Source organism: Arthrobacter sp. PAMC25284, assembly GCF_019443425.1.
GTDB lineage: Bacteria > Actinomycetota > Actinomycetes > Actinomycetales > Micrococcaceae > Arthrobacter > Arthrobacter oryzae_A.
Window position 1 is genome coordinate 407,114 of sequence record NZ_CP080382.1, and the last position, 18,409, is coordinate 425,522.

15 protein-coding genes and 2 pseudogenes are annotated in these 18,409 nt (G+C 65.3%); 12 read left to right on the top strand and 5 right to left on the bottom strand.

What is annotated here, in order from left to right:
* Positions 1-56: 56 nt before the first annotated feature.
* Both rpsT and KY499_RS01900 read right to left on the bottom strand, forming a co-directional pair.
* On the bottom strand, positions 57-317 hold the full coding sequence (gene rpsT, locus KY499_RS01895) for a 30S ribosomal protein S20 (protein WP_123254230.1): 261 nt from the start codon (positions 315-317) through the stop codon (positions 57-59).
* Between the two features lie 200 nt (positions 318-517).
* A complete protein-coding gene (locus tag KY499_RS01900) occupies positions 518-1,096 on the bottom strand; it encodes a type II toxin-antitoxin system PemK/MazF family toxin (RefSeq protein ID WP_123254229.1) in 579 nt (192 codons plus the stop codon).
* 143 nt (positions 1,097-1,239) lie between these two features.
* Here KY499_RS01900 and lepA point away from each other — a divergent pair.
* Together lepA and hemW are read left to right on the top strand one after the other, a co-directional pair.
* Positions 1,240-3,094: pseudogene (gene lepA, locus KY499_RS01905) on the top strand (translation elongation factor 4).
* Between the two features lie 45 nt (positions 3,095-3,139).
* Positions 3,140-4,369: a radical SAM family heme chaperone HemW gene (gene hemW, locus KY499_RS01910; RefSeq protein ID WP_123254227.1), complete on the top strand. Its 1,230-nt coding sequence runs from the start codon at positions 3,140-3,142 to the stop codon at positions 4,367-4,369.
* Between the two features lie 97 nt (positions 4,370-4,466).
* On the opposite strand, the gene KY499_RS01915 is transcribed toward hemW, so the two are convergent.
* Together KY499_RS01915 and KY499_RS01920 are read right to left on the bottom strand one after the other, a co-directional pair.
* On the bottom strand, positions 4,467-4,880 hold the full coding sequence (locus KY499_RS01915; RefSeq protein ID WP_375141109.1) for a DUF4870 domain-containing protein: 414 nt from the start codon (positions 4,878-4,880) through the stop codon (positions 4,467-4,469).
* Positions 4,881-5,018: 138 nt separating this feature from the next.
* Positions 5,019-5,867, bottom strand: a complete 849-nt coding sequence (locus tag KY499_RS01920) for a DUF3097 domain-containing protein (protein ID WP_123254225.1) — start codon at positions 5,865-5,867, stop codon at positions 5,019-5,021.
* 232 nt (positions 5,868-6,099) lie between these two features.
* Here KY499_RS01920 and hrcA point away from each other — a divergent pair, with 232 nt between their 5' ends.
* The 3 genes from hrcA to KY499_RS01935 all read left to right on the top strand — a co-directional run bounded on the left by hrcA (position 6,100) and on the right by KY499_RS01935 (position 9,151).
* Positions 6,100-7,113: a heat-inducible transcriptional repressor HrcA gene (gene hrcA / locus KY499_RS01925; protein ID WP_123254224.1), complete on the top strand. Its 1,014-nt coding sequence runs from the start codon at positions 6,100-6,102 to the stop codon at positions 7,111-7,113.
* A gap of 122 nt (positions 7,114-7,235) precedes the next feature.
* Entirely contained in the window at positions 7,236-8,366 is a 1,131-nt protein-coding gene (gene dnaJ, locus KY499_RS01930; protein WP_123254223.1) for a molecular chaperone DnaJ, read from the top strand.
* Between the two features lie 2 nt (positions 8,367-8,368).
* Positions 8,369-9,151 carry a 16S rRNA (uracil(1498)-N(3))-methyltransferase gene (locus tag KY499_RS01935; RefSeq protein WP_219886116.1) on the top strand — a complete coding sequence of 261 codons (783 nt, stop codon included), beginning with the start codon at positions 8,369-8,371 and terminating at the stop codon, positions 9,149-9,151.
* Between the two features lie 61 nt (positions 9,152-9,212).
* Here KY499_RS01935 and KY499_RS01940 read toward each other — a convergent pair whose 3' ends face one another.
* The gene (locus tag KY499_RS01940; RefSeq protein ID WP_258190896.1) at positions 9,213-10,067 is read right to left on the bottom strand and encodes a GerMN domain-containing protein; all 855 of its coding nucleotides are present in this window, start codon (positions 10,065-10,067) and stop codon (positions 9,213-9,215) included.
* Between the two features lie 433 nt (positions 10,068-10,500).
* Here KY499_RS01940 and KY499_RS01945 point away from each other — a divergent pair, with 433 nt between their 5' ends.
* From KY499_RS01945 to KY499_RS01975, 7 genes and pseudogenes are all read left to right on the top strand, one after another.
* Positions 10,501-11,589, top strand: coding sequence for a PhoH family protein (locus KY499_RS01945; RefSeq protein ID WP_123254220.1), 1,089 nt, complete (start codon positions 10,501-10,503; stop codon positions 11,587-11,589).
* Positions 11,586-12,059: an rRNA maturation RNase YbeY gene (gene ybeY / locus KY499_RS01950; protein ID WP_123254219.1), complete on the top strand. Its 474-nt coding sequence runs from the start codon at positions 11,586-11,588 to the stop codon at positions 12,057-12,059. The genes KY499_RS01945 and ybeY overlap by 4 nt, the downstream gene beginning before the upstream one ends.
* A pseudogene (locus tag KY499_RS01955) lies at positions 12,056-13,400 on the top strand (hemolysin family protein). Before ybeY ends, KY499_RS01955 begins: the two are co-directional and overlap by 4 nt.
* Positions 13,384-14,343, top strand: coding sequence for a GTPase Era (gene era, locus KY499_RS01960; protein WP_123254217.1), 960 nt, complete (start codon positions 13,384-13,386; stop codon positions 14,341-14,343). The pseudogene KY499_RS01955 and the gene era overlap by 17 nt, the downstream one beginning before the upstream one ends.
* A 121-nt stretch (positions 14,344-14,464) precedes the next feature.
* The gene (locus tag KY499_RS01965; protein ID WP_123254216.1) at positions 14,465-16,033 is read left to right on the top strand and encodes an LCP family protein; all 1,569 of its coding nucleotides are present in this window, start codon (positions 14,465-14,467) and stop codon (positions 16,031-16,033) included.
* Between the two features lie 185 nt (positions 16,034-16,218).
* On the top strand, positions 16,219-17,187 hold the full coding sequence (locus KY499_RS01970; RefSeq protein ID WP_219886117.1) for a TQO small subunit DoxD: 969 nt from the start codon (positions 16,219-16,221) through the stop codon (positions 17,185-17,187).
* On the top strand, positions 17,162-18,313 hold the full coding sequence (locus KY499_RS01975; protein WP_123254214.1) for an acyl-CoA dehydrogenase family protein: 1,152 nt from the start codon (positions 17,162-17,164) through the stop codon (positions 18,311-18,313). Before KY499_RS01970 ends, KY499_RS01975 begins: the two co-directional genes overlap by 26 nt.
* Positions 18,314-18,409 lie beyond the last annotated feature (96 nt).

Here is an 18,409-nt window from a genome sequence, read left to right on the forward strand (position 1 = left end):
GGCCGGCGCCCCTAGGGGTGCCGGCCACAGTCATCAGTTCAGTTGAACTGGAAACCTTAGAGTGCGTTGACCTTCTTGGAGATCGCAGACTTGCGGTTTGCGGCGTTGTTCTTGTGGAGAACGCCCTTGCTGACAGCCTTGTCCAGCTTACGGCCGGCAGAAACCAGTGCAGCAGTAGCGGCATCCTTGTCGGTGGACGCAACGGCGGTGTTGACGGCGCGGATGGCAGTCTTCAGCTCGGACTTGACTGCGTTGTTGCGCAGGCGAGCCTTTTCGTTGGTCAGGATGCGCTTCTTCTGGGACTTGATATTAGCCACGTGTGAACTCTCTTTTTCAATGCGGAAAATGGTCTAGAGGGTTTTCAGATTGGCCATCGACTGAGCGGCGTGGGGATACCTATGGCGGCCAACCATGCATGGCCGTCGACCTGCACGGACACACAGCTGTCAATAATAGCAGAGACAGCGCTCGACCGACGTGTCGCGGACGGCGCGGCAGGCAGACGGGATCTGCCGGGTTAGGTCCAGCCGTGCCGGGCCCGCAGCTCCGCGGCGACAAGGCCAAAGCGCTGCGCATCAAGGATTGCTCCTTCGCGGCGGACATCTTTGGGGTTGATCTGCAGGACGCGATCGAGCTTGGCTTCGCTCGGCCGGCGCTGCCGGTCCCACGCGCCTGTTCCGATGTCCACATAGTCGTCAGCCAGGCGGGCATCGTCGTCGTGGTCCTTGCTTGTCAGCATCAGACCCAGCAGGTAGCGGCCGCTCGTCCCGACCAGCAAAACCGGGCGGTCCTTCCCCTGCGAGTAGTCCTCCTCGTAGGGAACCCAGGTCCAGACCACTTCTCCCGGCTCGGGCAGGCCGTTGGGGGATGGGGCGTAGCGGGCGGCGGCGGTTCCCCGGAAATCGCCCGGATAGGCTCCGGACAGTTCCGGTGCCGAAGTTTTTCCGGCGGGCGAGCCAGGCTGCGCCCGCCCCGGCTTCCGTGCAACTGGCCGCGCCGAGCTTCCGCGTGCCGGCTTGCCGTGCTTGTCCAGACTGTCGAGGAGGCGCAGTGCGCCGCGGACGGCATTGCCGATCGCGCGTAAGTTCAGTGCCATGGGAAAACCCTACCGCCAGCACTACTTAATGCGCCCTCATGCACGCGGACGTGGGACACTAGGAGTTCAGATATGCGGCACGCAGCAGGATGGTGGACCATCAACCGCGCAGCGCCGTCACAAGCCAACAGTAAGGACCCTGCGTGTCTCCCATGGCCCGCACCGCCCCGGTGCCCGCCGCAACAGATCCGGCCATCATCCGGAACTTTTGCATCATTGCGCACATTGACCACGGCAAGTCCACGCTGGCGGACCGGATGCTCCAGTACACCGGCGTCGTCCAGTCCCGGGACATGAAGGCCCAGTACCTGGACCGGATGGACATTGAGCGTGAACGCGGCATCACCATCAAGTCTCAGGCGGTTCGTATGCCATGGGAACTCGACGGCGTCAGTTACGCCCTCAACATGATCGACACCCCCGGACACGTGGACTTCACCTACGAGGTCTCCCGCTCGCTGGCAGCCTGCGAGGGTGCGGTCCTGCTTGTTGACGCGGCGCAGGGTATTGAGGCGCAGACTCTCGCGAACCTCTACCTGGCGATGGAAAACAACCTGACGATCATCCCGGTGCTGAACAAGATCGACCTCCCCGCTGCGCAACCGGAGAAATACGCCGCCGAACTCGCCAGCCTGATCGGCGGCGACCCCGACGACGTGCTCCGCGTCTCCGGAAAAACCGGAATGGGCGTCGAGGTCCTGCTGGACAAGATTGTCCGCGATCTGCCGGCCCCCGTGGGCGATCCAAACGCGCCGGCCCCGCGCCATGATCTTCGACTCCGTGTATGACACGTACCGCGGTGTGGTCACCTACGTCCGCGTGGTTGATGGCATGCTGCACCCCCGCGAACGCATCCAGATGATGTCCACCCGCGCCACCCACGAGCTCCTGGAAATCGGGGTCAGCTCCCCGGAGCCCACCCCCTCCAAGGGCCTCGGCGTCGGCGAAGTTGGCTACCTCATCACCGGTGTGAAAGACGTCCGCCTCTCCAAGGTTGGTGACACCGTCACCAATCTGGCCAAGCCCGCCACGGTATCCCTCCCCGGCTATGCCGACGCCAAACCCATGGTGTTCTCCGGCCTGTATCCCCTGGATGGCACGGATTATCCGGTGCTTCGGGATGCGCTGGAGAAGCTGATGCTCAATGACGCTGCGCTGGTGTACGAGCCGGAGACGTCTGCTGCTCTGGGATTCGGGTTCCGCGTGGGATTCCTGGGCCTGCTGCACCTGGAAATCACCCGTGAGCGCCTCGAGCGCGAATATAACCTGGACCTGATTTCCACCGCTCCGAACGTGGAATACGAAGTGACGCTGGAGGACAAGAAGGTCGTCCACGTCACGAATCCGAGCGAGTACCCCACCGGCAAAATTGCTGAAGTCCGCGAGCCGATGGTGTCAGCCACCATCCTTGCGCCGAACGAGTTTGTCGGCGCCATTATGGAACTTTGCCAAAGCCGGCGTGGCGTGATGGGCGGCATGGACTATCTCTCCGAAGACCGGGTGGAAATCCGCTACCGCCTGCCGCTGGCCGAAATAGTCTTCGATTTCTTCGACATCCTTAAATCAAAGACCCGCGGCTACGGGTCCCTGGACTGGAAAGCCGACGGCGAGCAGGTAGCGGACCTGGTCAAGGTGGACATCATGCTCCAGGGCGAGCAGGTGGACGCCTTCAGCGCCATCACACACCGGGACAAGGCCTACGCCTACGGCGTGATGATGACCGGCAAGCTCCGCGAACTCATTCCGCGCCAGCAGTTCGAGGTACCGATCCAGGCCGCGATTGGGTCCAGGATCATTGCCCGGGAAAGCATCCGCGCCATCCGCAAGGACGTCCTCGCCAAGTGCTACGGCGGTGACATCACGCGAAAGCGCAAACTGCTCGAAAAGCAGAAGGAAGGCAAGAAGCGGATGAAGATGGTGGGCCGCGTCGAAGTACCGCAGGAAGCGTTCATCGCGGCCCTGACCACGGACGAGTCCAAGGACAAGGCCAAGAAGTAGCTGTGACGGTGAAAGCAGCGGTCAGATCAGGGTCAGGCCGGACCCGTGCCTAGCATCCTTCCCCTCGGCGACCCCGCGCCGCCTGACGGACTGTTGCCGGCCCAGGCGCTCGACGGTGCCATCGGGCGGGCGTTTGGGCTATACGTCCACATCCCGTTCTGCGCGGTCCGGTGTGGCTACTGCGACTTCAACACCTACACCGCCACGGAGCTCGGCGGCGGTGCGTCGCAGGACGCCTACGCCAGCACGGCGATTTCCGAAGTTGAACTGGCGGTGAGGGTTCTGGCGGGGTCCGGCCTGCCGGCGCGTCCGCTGAGTACCGTCTTCTTCGGCGGCGGAACCCCCACCCTGCTGCCAGCGGAGGACCTGGCCCGCATCCTGACTGCCGCCATCGACGCCTGGGGGCTGGAACCCGGTGCCGAGGTAACCACGGAGGCCAACCCCGATTCGGTCACCCCCGGGTCGCTTCAGCTGCTGGCCGATGCCGGGTTCACCCGGGTCTCCTTCGGTATGCAGTCCGCGGTCCCGCACGTCCTGAAAGTCCTGGACCGCACCCATACCCCCAGCCGCGTGCCCCAGGTCGTTCAATGGGCCCGCGAAGCAGGGCTTGCCGTGAGCCTGGACCTGATCTACGGGACGCCGGGGGAGTCGCTGGCCGACTGGCGCCATTCGTTGGAGACGGCGCTGTCCTACGGCCCGGACCATATCAGCGCCTACGCACTCATCGTGGAGGACGGCACGAAACTCGCCGCGCAAATCCGCCGGGGCGAGGTTGCCGGCATCGACGACGACGATCATGCTGCCAAATACGAGCTCGCCGACAAACTCATTTCCGCCGCAGGACTCGGCTGGTACGAGGTCAGCAACTGGGCCCGGACTCCAGACCAGGTGTGCCGGCACAACATCGCCTACTGGCGTGGCGACGACTGGTGGGGCATCGGCCCCGGTGCCCACTCCCATGTGGGGGGCGTCCGCTGGTGGAACGTCAAACACCCCACAGCCTTCGCCGGACGGCTGGCCTCGGGAGCGTCACCGGCCGCTGGACGTGAAACCCTCGACGCAGCAACCCGCGATGTGGAGCGCATCATGCTCGAGGCCCGCCTGGCAACAGGGCTCAACGTGGTTGGACTGGGAGAGACCGGACGGCACGCCGTCGCCGGGCTGATTGCCGACGAACTCGTCGACCCGGCCCTTGCCTTCCGGGGCCGCCTGGTGCTTACGCTCAAGGGCCGGTTGCTGGCCGACGCCGTCGTCCGCCGGCTTCTGCCGGGCTAATACCTGCCCGAAGGCCGGCAGGACTGGCTGGGCCGAAACGCCAAGGCTCCGTGCGCCCCGGCCGTACGCCCAACTGATGTTGCCGGCTCGATCGCGGCTACTTGATCCAGCGGAGGTTGAACTCGTAACGGTGCGGCTGGCCGCGGTTGACGTGGATGCCTGCCGCGACCGAGAAACACGTCACGGCAATCCAGATCACGGTGGCCAGGACGGCGAACAGGTTTCCCACGACGGGGATAAAAACAAGCAGATTGGCCACGATTGCGGCGATGGTCGGGGGAAGCGTGAAGTTCAACGCTTCCTTGGACTCCTGCGCCGTGAAGGGTCCGCGGTCCTTGAAGATCAGATAGATCAAGAGGGCCGGGACGCAGCCCAGGATGCCGCCGAAGTGGGCCAACGTGGCCCACTGCCGGTCCTCGCTGGCTGTCAGCGGCAAGGCATTGGCGGGAACGCCATGGTACGGGTGCTGGCCATGGCCGGCCGGGTCGCCCATGTGTTCGTTATCTGCCACGGTGAAGTCCTTCGGATTGCGGTGATGCGTTGTTGCCTGGAAGTGCCCGGGCCGTACACGACGCGCGGGCACCCTTCCAAGAATACGTGCTCGGGCAGGGAAATGAAGCTCGGCGCCGGGGGCCACGCCGTCGCATGGTTACTCCACGGTCAGGAAATCAATGACTTCTTCGACCCGCCCCAGCAGGGATGCTTCCAGATCGGAGTAGCTGAGTACGGCCCCCAGAAGCTTCTGCCAACCCAGTCCGATGTCTTCCTTGGTGGTGTGTGGCCAGCCGAAGGCCGTCAGGATACCGGTCTTCCAGTCGACGCCGCGGGGAATGACCGGCCATTGCTCGATGCCAAGGACGGCCGGACGGATGGCCTGCCACACGTCCACGTACGGATGGCCCACGATCAGCACGTTGCCCGCAGCGCCCGGGGAGGCCATCACCGCATCGGCAATCCGGGATTCTTTCGAATTCGGCACAAGGTGGTCCACCAGGACCCCCAGCCGGCGTCCCGGCCCCGGACGGAAAGCTGCCACAGCGCCGGCCAGGTCATCGATGCCGTGCAGCGGCTCCACAACGATTCCCTCCACCCGGAGATCGTCGCCCCAGACCTTCTCGACGAGTTCGGCATCGTGCTTGCCTTCCACCCAGATCCGGCTGGCTTTCGCCACTTGGGCTCTCTGGCCCTCCACTCGGACCGACCCGGACGCTGTCCGTGCGGCGGCGGCCGGGGCCGGTGCGCGCGGAGCCGGCGGCAGCAGCCGGATCGGCTGACCCTCCAGCAGGAAACCGAAGCCAAGCCGGAAGGACCGCGATTTTCCGCGACGGTCCTCCAGCGCAACGACGTGCATGCCGCCGGACTTCTCGACCCGGGTCACGGCCCCGACCCAGCCGGACTGCACTTCCTCCAGCACCATGCCGCGCTGCGCCGGCACCTCCGGGAGCCGGCTGGGGGCCGGGGCAGACAGGTCCTGGGGTCCCCAGTTCTGGTACGACATCTCTATACACTCTGCTTTGCACTCGGAATCGATGGCTGCCGGTGATCCGGAATCAGATGCCCCGCGGTAATGCCCGGAGCGAATCCAATGCTAACAACGCGGCGACTCATATTAGACTGGTTAGCACTTGGGCATGCCGAGTGCTAACCCGTAGCCGCCGGCCCCGGTGAAAGCGGTCCGGCGCCGGGTGCCCGAACAGCAACACGTGTCGCATTTGGATGGGAGGCAGAGCATGAGTGAACCGCGCAAACTCGAAGTCCTGCGCGCCATCGTGGAGGACTACGTCCATTCCCGTGAGCCCGTCGGGTCCAAAGCCCTGGTGGAACGCCACCACTTGGGCGTCTCGAGTGCCACCATCCGCAATGACATGGCGGCTCTGGAGGACGAAGGCCTGATCGCCGCTCCGCACACGAGTGCGGGCCGGATCCCGACCGACAAGGGCTACCGGCTGTTCGTCGACCAGATTTCCGCCGTCAAACCGTTGTCCCAGGCGGAGCGCCGTGCCATTCAGGCGCTTCTTGAGGGTTCCGAGGATCTCGACGACGTCCTGGAACGGACCGTGCGGCTTCTGGCCCAGCTGACAAACCAGGTCGCCGTCGTGCAGTACCCGCTGCTGAGCCGGGCCAAGGTCCGGCATGTCGAATTCGTGCTGCTGGCGCCCCGGAAGGTGTTGGTGGTGCTTATTGCCGATACCGGCAAGGTGGAACAGCGGGTCATCGACGTCGGGCAGGAACTTCCGGATGAGGCGCTCTCCGAACTGCGGAACCGGTTCCTGGCCAGCTTGGCCGGGACACCACTGAGCTTGTTGGCACTGAGCCTGCAGTCCGTCGTCGCCGGCTGTCCACCGGCCCGGCGAGGGGCAGCCCAGGCGCTGGCCCGCGGCCTGGAGGCACTGGCTTTAAGCAGTCGCGAAGAGCGCATGGTCATGGCCGGCACCGCCAACCTGGCCCGTTCCAACGTGGACTTCCCACTCAGCATCGGCCCCGTCCTGGAGGCACTCGAGGAGCAGGTGGTGATGCTGCGCCTGCTCAGCGACATGGCGGAGGACCCCCGCGGCGTGACCGTGAGCATCGGCCGCGAGAATCCCTACGACGGCCTCGCAGAGGCATCCGTCGTGGCGACCGGCTACGGACCCGATGCGACCGCGAAGGTCGGCGTGCTGGGTCCCACCCGGATGGACTATCCCACCACCATGGCCGCAGTCCGTGCGGTAGCGCGGTACCTGTCGAGGATTCTGGGACCCTGAGGAACTGTTGACGGCCACCAACCCCGCGGACTTCCAGTCCGCACATTGACTTCTTGCCCACCGGGCTTTGCGCCCGGACGGCAAGGCAACTATGGCAGTACAAGAAGGAAGAGAAGCGAATTTTGAGCAGCCACTATGACGTTCTTGGAGTCTCCCGCGAAGCGACGGGCGAAGAGATCAAGAAGGCGTACCGCAAACTGGCACGGACCCTGCACCCGGATGTAAATCCGGGGGCGGACGCCTCGGACCGGTTCAAGGCCGTTACCCATGCCTACGAGGTGCTGTCCGATCCACAGAAACGCCGCGTCTACGACACCACCGGAAATGAGAACGGCACCGACAATGGCTTCGGCGGCGGCAGCTACTCCGGACAGGGCTTCGCGTTCCAGGACATCTTTGAGACCTTCTTCGGCGCAGGCGGCGGACAAGCCGGCCCGGCGTCGCGGGTCCGTCGCGGCCAGGACGCCCTGATCAGCGTGCGGATCGATCTGCGTGACGCCGTTTTCGGCGTCAACAAGAAGCTTGAGGTGGACACCGCTGTCACCTGCCCCACCTGCGAAGGTTCCTGCTGCCGTCCCGGCAGCCACCCGGAACGCTGTGACATCTGCGGCGGCAGCGGCCAGGTCCAGCGGGCCGTCCGGTCCATCCTCGGCCAGGTCATGACGACGGCGCCCTGCGGCTCCTGCGAGGGCTTCGGCACCGTCATCAAGGACCCGTGCAATGAGTGCAGCGGCCAGGGCCGGATCCGCAGCCGCCGTTCCCTGACAGTCAAGGTCCCCGCCGGTGTAGCCACCGGCACCCGCATCCAGTTGTCCGGTCAGGGCGAGGCAGGACCGGCCGGTGGTCCGTCCGGCGATCTCTACGTCGAGATCCGGGTGAACACGGATGCCACTTACGTCCGCGACGGGGACGACCTGCACGCAAGCCTGAACATTCCGATGACGGCGGCTGCCCTCGGCACTGAACTGACCTTGGACACCTTCGACGGCCAGCAGGAAATCGACGTCAAGGCCGGAACCCAATCGGGTGAGATCATCACCCTGCGCGGACTCGGCGTCACCCACCTGCGCGGCTACGGCCGCGGCGACCTCAAGGTCCACTTGCAGGTGGAGACCCCGGGCAAGCTCGACCCGGCCCAGGAAGACCTGCTCCGGCAACTGGCGAAGCTGCGCGGTGAACAGTTCACCGAGGGGAAACTGGCAGCCAGCGGTGGCGTCTTCGCCAAACTGCGGGACCGGCTCGGTAACCTGTAGCGGTGAGCAATCCGGTCTTCTTCACCGAACCGGGAACCCTGGACCAGCAGGTTCCCGGTTCGACCTTCATCCTCGGCGGCTCAGAGGCGCGCCACGCCGTTACTGTGAAACGCCTGGGTGCGGGGGAGCCCGTTGACATCGCGGACGGGGCCGGGAAACGGCTCACCGGCACGGTACGCGCCGCCGCCCCCGGCGAGCTCACCGTCGAATGTTCGGAACTCGCCGTTGAACCCCGGCCCGGTATTCGACTCGTCCTGGTCCAGGCCCTTGCCAAGGGCGACCGGGACGAGCTCGGTGCCGAAACCGCGACCGAGCTTGGCATCGACGCCGTCATCCCCTGGCAGGCCGAACGCTCCATCGTCCGCTGGAAAGCCGAACGGGCCGCGAAGGCCCACGCGAAGTGGCAGTCCGTCGTGACCGCGGCGGCCAAGCAGGCCCGCCGTGCCTGGATCCCCGAGGTCCGGGCAGCGGTCGACGGCGCCGGTCTGCAGTCCGCCGTGGCGGCCGCGGACTTCGCCGTCATCCTGCACGAGGACGCGGTCCGACCGCTGCGGCAGGTGCTGGAGGCGTGGCGGGATTCCCAGCCGCCCGCCGGCGGGCCGTCCGGCCCGGACCGTGAGGTGCTGCTGGTTGTGGGCCCCGAAGGCGGGATCAGCCCGCGCGAGGTCACCCGGCTGTGCGATGCCGGTGCCGTTACCGCCTTACTGGGCCACCACGTGCTGCGTTCCTCCACAGCGGGTCCCGCCGCGACTGTGCTGGCCAGCGATATTCTCGGCCGCTGGTAGGAACCCGCGCAGGGCAAAAGCGGGTGGAGCCGGGAGCAGAAAAATCCGGGCTGATGCAGGCTTAGGAAACAGTGAATCCGCGGGTGTCGGCGTACCGGCCGACGGTATTGGCCGCATCGATCTGTGATACCCGGACTTCGTAGGATCCAGGACCGAGGCTCAGCGAGAGGTCGAACGTCCCGGGGGACAAGGCATTGGCGGAGGATACGGCGTTGCCGTTCAAGTAGGGCGTCTTTGTCTTCTCGCCGTCGACGCGCAGGATTTCCCAATGGATTTTTCCGCCGGGGATCGTGCTCCGGCCGCTAATCGTGACCGGTCCCTCCACCATGGAGGCGCCTTCCTGCGGGCTGACGATCCACACCGGTGCGGCCATCCCCGGGGCGCGCGAGGTCGGTGAACCGAGCCGGACGTAATTGAACGCGACAAAGTCGGTGCGGCCGTCAACGAGCATGACCACCTGGATCTGTTGTCCGGAGTCGATCAGGCCGGAGCTGGCCGCGGCAGCCGTCGCCGTATAAACCAACTGCTGGATGGCGCGTTCGGCGGTGTCCGCATCCACGTTGCTGTTGAACGCGTCCGGGGAGACATCCACGGTGATAACGTTTTTGCCGGAAACAGACGTGGCCAGTTTCTTCGGGTTCTGCCACGGGCTAAAAAAATCCGGATCAAGGGGTTTTTCGGACATCATGACCCGAAGCGCCCGGGTGACCGGGTTGTCCTGCTCCGACACATCCCGGAACTCGCGGTACAGGAAAATGTGTTCGTTGCTTCGGCCAATCCAGTAGACCGGGGCCTTGTTGGAGGCCTGCGTTGTTTCGAGCGGCGTGCTCGTGCTCGGCACTCCCGCCGCCTCCGGGCCGGTGATGACCTGCGAAGGGCTGCTGGAATTGGTGATCCCGGTCTGGGGATTGGCCACACACGCTGACATAAACAAGGCAGCAGGCAGCGTCAACAACAGCCAGCCGTGGCGTAGATGCCCGGCTGGTGATGACTTTGTGCTCCCGCGCTGCCTGATTTTCGCTGTCCTTGCCTGTGCTCATTTACCGCCGTCGAGGCGGGACCGGATTCCAGCATGGCACACGGCCGGCCAGCGGCAGCTCCGTAGAGGACCCGTCGCCGGAACTGCAACGGGAACGATATGAGGCCGATACATAGTTGATATAAAAAAGCCGGGGATCCCGCCGTGCGCGCCACCGGAACCGACGGGCGACGGCGTGCAGTCCGCCGCGCTGGCGTAAGATGGAGGGACCCGCCAACACCGGCGCCGCAGGTGTAATCGCCGTCGGACCGATGCAGGCGGACAGACCAATTCCACACTGGAGGGGACCAGAGGCCCGCGGGCCAGCACTATGACTGAAGCAGCGAACGGCAAGGCCCGGTTCAGCGCCGCAGCGCGCACCGCAGGGGAATTCCCCCACTCCCTCCCAGGGTCGCGGACGGAGGTGGTCGTGTTCGACGACGCGGACCAGATGGTTCAGTCGCTCGGCAGTCATGACGAGGCCCTTCGGTTCATCGAGGAGCAGTTCCCTGCCGTTGACTTCCACGTCCGCGGCAACGAGCTTTCCATCAGCGGTCCTGCCGTGGACGTGCCGCGGATTATGCGGCTGCTGAATGAGGTGCGCGGTCTGGTGGCCCGGGACACCGTCATCACTCCTGCCGTGCTTCAGCAGCTTGTGCTGCTCCTCCGCAGCCAGTCCCTGCTGAACCCGGTAGAGGTGCTGACCACCAACATCCTTTCCACGCGTGGTAAGACCATTCGGCCGAAGACGCTGAACCAGAAGAACTACGTGGACGCAATTGATGCCAACACCGTGATCTTCGGGATCGGACCGGCAGGCACCGGCAAGACCTACCTGGCGATGGCCAAGGCTGTTCAGGCGCTGCAACAAAAAGAGGTCAGCCGGATTATTCTGACCCGGCCGGCCGTGGAGGCAGGGGAGCGGCTGGGCTTCCTGCCAGGCACGCTCAGTGACAAGATCGATCCTTATCTTCGTCCCTTATATGACGCCCTGCACGACATGATGGACCCCGAATCCATCCCCCGGCTGATGGCCGCCGGCACGATCGAGGTAGCACCGCTGGCCTATATGCGCGGCCGCACCCTCAACGACGCCTTCATTATTCTGGACGAGGCGCAGAACACCACTCCAGAGCAGATGAAGATGTTCCTCACCCGGCTGGGTTTCGGCTCAAAAATGGTCGTTACCGGTGACGTTACCCAGGTCGACCTGCCGTTCGGGACCCGCTCAGGGCTGCGGATCGTCGAGGAAATCCTGCAGGGTATAGACGACGTCAACTTCTCCATCCTGGACGCCGCTGATGTGGTTAGGCACCGTCTGGTCGGAGACATCGTCAACGCCTACGGCGTCTGGGACGACATTCAACGAAGCCGGGTCAAACATTCCAACACGCGGGAACCGCGGGGAGAACACGCATGAGCATTGAGGTCAACAACGAGTCCGGCGTCGCCGTGGATGAAGCCGGGCTGGTGGGGCTCTCACGGTTCATTTTTGAGCGCCTCTTCATCCACCCGCAGGCGGAGCTGTCGATCCTGCTCGTGGATGAACCGGCCATGGAGAAACTCCACATTGAGCTGATGGACGAGCCGGGATCCACCGATGTCCTTTCCGTCCCGATGGATGAACTCACACCCGGGACCCCGGACAAGCCCACGCCGCAGGGCATGCTCGGTGACATCGCCATCTGCCCTCAGGTCGCCGAGGTCCAGGCCCAGAACGCCGGCCACTCGACCCAGGACGAGATGCTGCTGCTCGCCACCCACGGCATCCTCCACCTGTTGGGATACGATCACGCCGAGCCGGATGAAAAAGAAGAAATGTTCGGACTGCAGCGTGAACTGCTGTCGGCCTACACCGGCAAAGCAGCCCCGTCAGAGACGATTCAGTGACCCCACTGATTCTCGCGGGCATGGCGCTGGTGTTCCTCAGTTTCGCCGCAGTCCTGACCGCCGCCGAGTCGGCCTTTAACTTCCTGCCCCGGCACGACGCGGAACAGGCTGTCCTGGAAAGCCGGGGGCCGGCGCTCAAACGCATCCTGTCGGACCCCGTGGCGCACATGAGGGCCCTCCGGTTCTGGCGGATCTGGTTCGACACGGCGACCGCCGTCGCCGTGACCGTCCTCCTGTACAGCGTCCTGGAGAACGTCTGGCTTGCCGGGATGGCCGCGACCGGCATCATGGCGCTCGTTGGCTTCGTGGTTGTCGGCGTCTCCCCGCGGCAGTTCGGCCGGGTTCACTCCGGCGCACTGGTCCGCGCCACGGCACCACTCGTCAGCTCCCTCAACGCCGTCCTGGGGCCCATCCCAGGGTGGCTCGTCACCCTCGGCAGCGCCGTCGCACCGGGGGCCCCCGGCCGACAACGAATCTTTCTTCAGCGAAGAGGAATTCCGGGAATTCGTGGACCGGGCCTCGGAATCCGACGTGATCGAGGACAACGAAGCGGAGCTGATCCAGTCGGTTTTCGACTTCGGCGATACCCTGGTCCGCGCCGTGATGGTGCCGCGGACCGATATTCTTTGCATTGATTCCGGCTCCAGCCTGCACCGCGCAATGTCGATGTTCCTGCGTTCGGGGTACTCGAGGATCCCGGTCATCGGTGAGAACACGGACCACATCCTGGGCATTGTGTACCTGAAAGACGTGGCCGCCGTCGTCCACAACCTCGGTCCGGGGGAGGAGCCGCCCGTCGTCGACGAACTGGCCCGCGGCGTGCGCTATGTGCCGGACTCAAAACCGGTCAGTGAACTGCTCCGCGAGCTGCAGAAGGAATCCACGCACGTCGCGATTGTCATCGATGAATACGGCGGGACCGCCGGGCTGGTCACCCTGGAGGATCTCATCGAGGAAATCGTGGGCGAGATCGTCGATGAGTACGACACCGAAAGCGCGGAAGCCGTGCCCCTCGGTGACGGCAGCTACCGGGTCAGCGCCCGGATGAGCATCGATGACCTCGGCGAACTCTTCGATCTGGAGCTCGACGACGACGAAGTGGACACGGTGGGAGGGCTGCTCGCCAAGGCCCTCGGCCGGGTGCCGATCGTCGGCAGCGCCGTCGAAGTCCACGGCCTGGCGCTCCGCGCCGACCGGCTGGAGGGCCGACGGAACCGGGTCAGCCACATCATTGCGGCCGCCGTTCCAAAGTCCGCCGTTCCAGACGATACTGACCTTGAAGACCAACTCGACGAGGCCGCACCAATCCAACAGGGAGTCCCACGTGAGCAAGCAGAATAAGACCGACGGCGAACCCGCCTATGGCGGTTACCGGGCCGGGTTCTCGGTCCTGGTGGGACGGCCCAACGCCGGCAAATCCACCCTCACCAATGCCCTCGTCGGCAAAAAAGTCGCAATCACCTCGGCGAAGCCACAGACGACGCGCCACACCATCCGAGGGATCGTGCACCGGGATGATGCCCAGCTGATCCTCGTGGACACGCCAGGCCTGCACCGGCCGCGGACCCTGCTGGGAAAGCGCCTCAATGAGCTCGTCGCGGACACCCTCGCAGAAGTCGACGCGATCGGCTTCTGCCTGCCCGCGAACGAAAAGATCGGCCCCGGGGACAAGTTCATCGCCGCGCAGCTCGCTGCCGTCGGGAACAAACCGATCATCGCGATCGTGACGAAGGCTGACACAGTCGACCGCCAGGCGCTCACCGAACAGCTGCTCGCCGTCGCTGCACTGGGCCGCAGCGTGCTGGGCGAAGAGGGCTGGAAAGACATCGTGCCGGTGTCCGCTACCGACGGGTTCCAGGTCGGGACCGTCGCCGACGTCCTGATCAGCCACATGCCGCCGTCGCCGATGCTCTACCCCGACGGTGAACTGACGGATGAACCCGAAGCCGTGATGGTCGCCGAACTGATCCGTGAAGCCGCCCTCGAAGGCGTCCGCGACGAACTGCCCCATTCCCTCGCCGTGGTCGTTGACGAGATTGTTCCCCGCGAGGGCCGGCCGGAAGACAGCCCGTTCCTTGATGTCCGGGTCAACCTTTACGTCGAGCGTCCCTCGCAGAAAGCCATTATCATCGGCAAGGGCGGCGCCCGGCTCCGCGAAGTCGGCACCACCGCCCGCAAGGGCATCGAGGCATTGCTGGGAACGCGGATCTACCTCGACCTGCATGTAAAGGTGGCCAAAGACTGGCAACGGGACCCGAAGCAACTCGTCAAACTGGGCTTCTAGACCGGCGGCCGCGGGCTGCGCCGACCCCACAACGCCGCTCCGGGGATTCCCGCCTTGGGTATTTTCACAGATTCGGACAGTAAAATTGGCAGACTCCCGTCTGTGAAAGAAGGCTCAACACGTGGTTCGTCCCCCTGAAAACCGTGCGCACGATTCCGGTGCGCCGGCACGATCGAGCGCTGCTGCCCGGCACTCGGAGGACCGTTCCGTCGGGCCGGCGCGCCACCTGGGTGCTATCCGGGGAGCTCCGGCCTGGCTGAAAATCGGCACCGGCGTCGTCGCTGTCATGCTCGTCGGCGTGCTGGCCTTCGGGGCCTATTGGGTCATCCGGCTGCAGGGAAACATCACGAAGGCGCCGTTGAGCGCCGGCACGGGCGCGGGCGGAACCGTGAGCAGCGACGCTACCGACCGGATGCAGATCCTGATCCTGGGATCCGACACCCGCGACGGAAAGAACTCCGACTATGGCACCTCCGACGACTCGACCGGGTACGGCCACTCGGATGTCATGATGCTGGTTGACATCTCGGCCGACAACAAGCGGGTCAACGTCGTCAGCTTCCCCCGCGACCTGCTCGTGGATATCCCGCAGTGCAGGGATCCAAAGACGAAAACAGACTATCCTGCGCGGACGGGCACGATGATCAACACGGCGATGTCCGAGGCCGGAATCGGTTGCGCCGTGGATACGGTCAACAAACTGACCGGGCTGAAGATTGACCACTTTATGATGGCCGATTTCAACGCTGTCAAGGAGCTTTCCAACACCGTCGGCGGCGTGAGCGTCTGCATCAGCGACGCCGTGTACGATCCCGATTCGCGGCTCAGGCTGCCCAAGGGCACCTCGTCGGTGCAGGGTGAGCAGGCGTTGGCCTTTCTGCGGACCCGCCATGCCTTTGCCGACGGCGGCGATCTGGGCCGGATCAAAGCCCAGCAGGGATTCCTGTCCTCGCTGACACGCAAGCTCAAGGACGAGGGCACGCTGTCCAATCCCGCGAGACTGCTCCAGATCGCCGACGTCGTGACGCGGAACCTCACGATTGATGACGGACTCGCCTCCATCCCTACGCTCGTGACGGTCGGCAACCGGCTGAAGAACATCGACGTCGACAAGGTCGCGTTCATTGCGGTCCCCACTGTTCCGGCGCAACTGGACGTCAATCGCCTGGAGCTCGCAGAGCCGGACTCCTCCCAGCTGTTCTCCGCGATGCGCAATAACGTGGACCTCACTGACCCCACGGGGACGGCATCGGCAACCGCCGGGGCGGGCGCCACACCGGAACCAACGCCCGGCGGCGCCGCACCCGCTTACGACAAGGCGCTTCAGCCCGTCGCCGTGGCGAACGGCTCAGGGGTCCCGGCCCGGGGCCAGGAAATTATGCAGGTCCTGACCTCGGACGGGTTCGCCCAGGCGAGCCAGCTCACCGCCCCGGCGGTCAACGCGACCGTTGTCTACTACGGGGCGGACTCCGCCGACGCAGCGGCCGACGTCGCCGCGCTGCTCGGGGTGGCGCCGGCCCAGGTGCTGGCGGCAGCCGGGGTTACCGGGGTGCAGGTCTATCTGGGCGCCGACTTCGCGACCGGCACGCCGACCGGCTCCGCCGCGGCTCCGCTTCCGGAGGACATCGTCAACCAGACAGCCGGAGACTCGGTCTGCCAGCAGGCAAACCCGGCACTGATCGTCCGCTGACCCTCCACCAGGACCGGCCCGCGACACCCTGAGGGCCGGCTGAGGTGCGGGCCTGCACTGCCGACCTCCGGGCCGGCCAGCCGGCGATCCGTTCTGCCATCTGCCCGGCTGCGGCCACGCACCGTACCGGAAGCGTAAGGATTGCGGTCTTGTGCCCCTCCGGCAGCGGGTCCTTAATGGGTCATATGAGCAGGGAGCGTTCGGCGACGATTGCAACTGCGGGTCCCCTCGGCACCGGGGACGACCGGCTGGTCCGCGCTGGGATTTGCGCATTGCGGGTCGGGGTTGCCCTGATGTGGATCCAAAACGTCGCCTGGAAGGTCCCCCCGGATTTTGGTGAGCGGGAAAACACGGGACTGTATCTTTTTACCCGCTGGGCCGTTGACTTCCCGGTGTTCCCACCCTTTGCGTGGTTCGTTGAAAACGTCGTGCTGGCCGCGTTCCCGTTATTCGGGTGGATGACGCTGCTGATGGAGGCCGGGCTCGGGGCGTTCCTGCTGATCGGCCTCGCCACCCGGTTCTGGGCAGTCGTCGGCATCGTCCAGTCCCTGGCGATCACACTGTCCGTCCTCAACGCCCCTAACGAATGGCACTGGGCCTACTATCTGATGATCCTGGCCCACACTGCGATCTTCGCCACCGCAGCCGGACGTGCTTATGGCGTTGATGGAGTCCTCAGGCCCCCACTGGCTGGAATCGGGCAGGGGATTCGAAAAGATCCTCGCGAGGCTGTCATGACCCGGACCCGGTTCGACCTGCCCGTTCTCACCCTGGGCGGCGCAGCGCTCCTGAGCTCGGTGTTTACCTTCTCCAGCGGCGGCCCCGCTCCTGTGGAGTTCATCCATATCCGGGGTGCCGGACTTGCCCTGCTCCTGATCTTTGGGGCGGCCGCGGTAGCAGCCGGGATAACGCGACTGCGGCTGTTGGCAATTATCGCCGGTGCCGGACTGGTCCTGGCAGCAGTGCTTCAACTGGTCCAGGCAGACCAAAACGTCAACTGGCTCAGCGGCGACGCTTCCACCGTCGCGCTGATGGGCGGGCTGGGGATCGGGTTGCTGGCCGTGACCCTGACACGGCGCCATTCAATCTCCGCGCATCCCGTTTCCACCACCCAGGACAGGACCCCCGATGACGAATCTGACCGATCTGCTTGAACCCGTGCTATCCGCCGCCCGCGCCAATGCCCGCGACGTGGACGAAACGGCCAGGTTTCCTGACGAAGCCGTCCAGGCCCTGCGCGAATCCGGGTTGCTCGGACTGACCCTGCCGCAGGAGTCCGGTGGCCTCGGCGGTGGTCCGCTCGAACTCGTCGAGGTCCTGAGCGCCCTGGCCGGGGCCTGCGGATCCACCGCCATGATCTACCTCATGCACATCAGCGCCGCGATGCCCGTGGCTGCGGCGCCGCCTCCGGGGCTGCCGGGCCTCGTCGCGGACCTGGCGAGCGGCCGCGCCCTCGGATCGCTTGCCTTCTCGGAAGCCGGGTCCCGGTCGCATTTCTGGGCACCTGTCTCGCAGGCACGGCAGAACGGTGCGGGCATAGTCCTCAACGCCAAAAAGAGCTGGGTGACCTCCGCCGGACACGCCGACGTCTACGTCATATCCACCCGGACCGCTGCGACGGACACGGTGGATCTGTTCGCGGTCCCGGCCGGCTGTCCCGGCGTCGACGTGGCCGGGGACTGGCGGGGCATGGGTCTGCGCGGGAACGCATCGAATCCGATGACCTTTACCGCTGAAGTGCCTGAGGACACCCGAATGGGCCCGTCGGGCGGCGGGATGGATCTGATGCTGCAGACGGTGCTGCCGTGGTTCAACCTCGGCAACGCGTCCGTCTCCGTGGGGCTCTCCCGCGCCGCCGTTGAAGCGGCAATCCGGCACACGAGCGCCGCACGGCTGGAACACCTGGCCGAGAGCCTGTCGGCACTGCCGACCGTCCGCGCCAGACTGGCTAAAATGTCCATTGAACTCGCCGTCACGACGGCCTACCTGCATCAGGCCGCAGACCGCCTTGCTGAGCCCCGTGAAGACACCATGCTGCACGTCCTGGGGGTGAAAGCCGCGGCCAACGATGCCGCTCTCAGCATCACCGACGCGGCGATGCGTGTCTGCGGCGGCGCGGCGTTCTCCGAGCATCTGCAGATCGACCGCTACTTCCGGGACGCGAGGGCCGGCCACGTGATGGCACCGACGGCAGACGTCCTTTACGACTTTTACGGAAGGGCCATCACCGGGCAGCCGCTTTTCGACAGTCCTGCCGCAACCGTGCAGGCGACGGCGTGAACGCCCCGCTCCTCGTGGGTTCGGTCGCCTACACCCCCACGGTCGTCACCATTTGGGAAGGGATCCGGGATTACTTCGCCGGGACGCCGGCGGAGT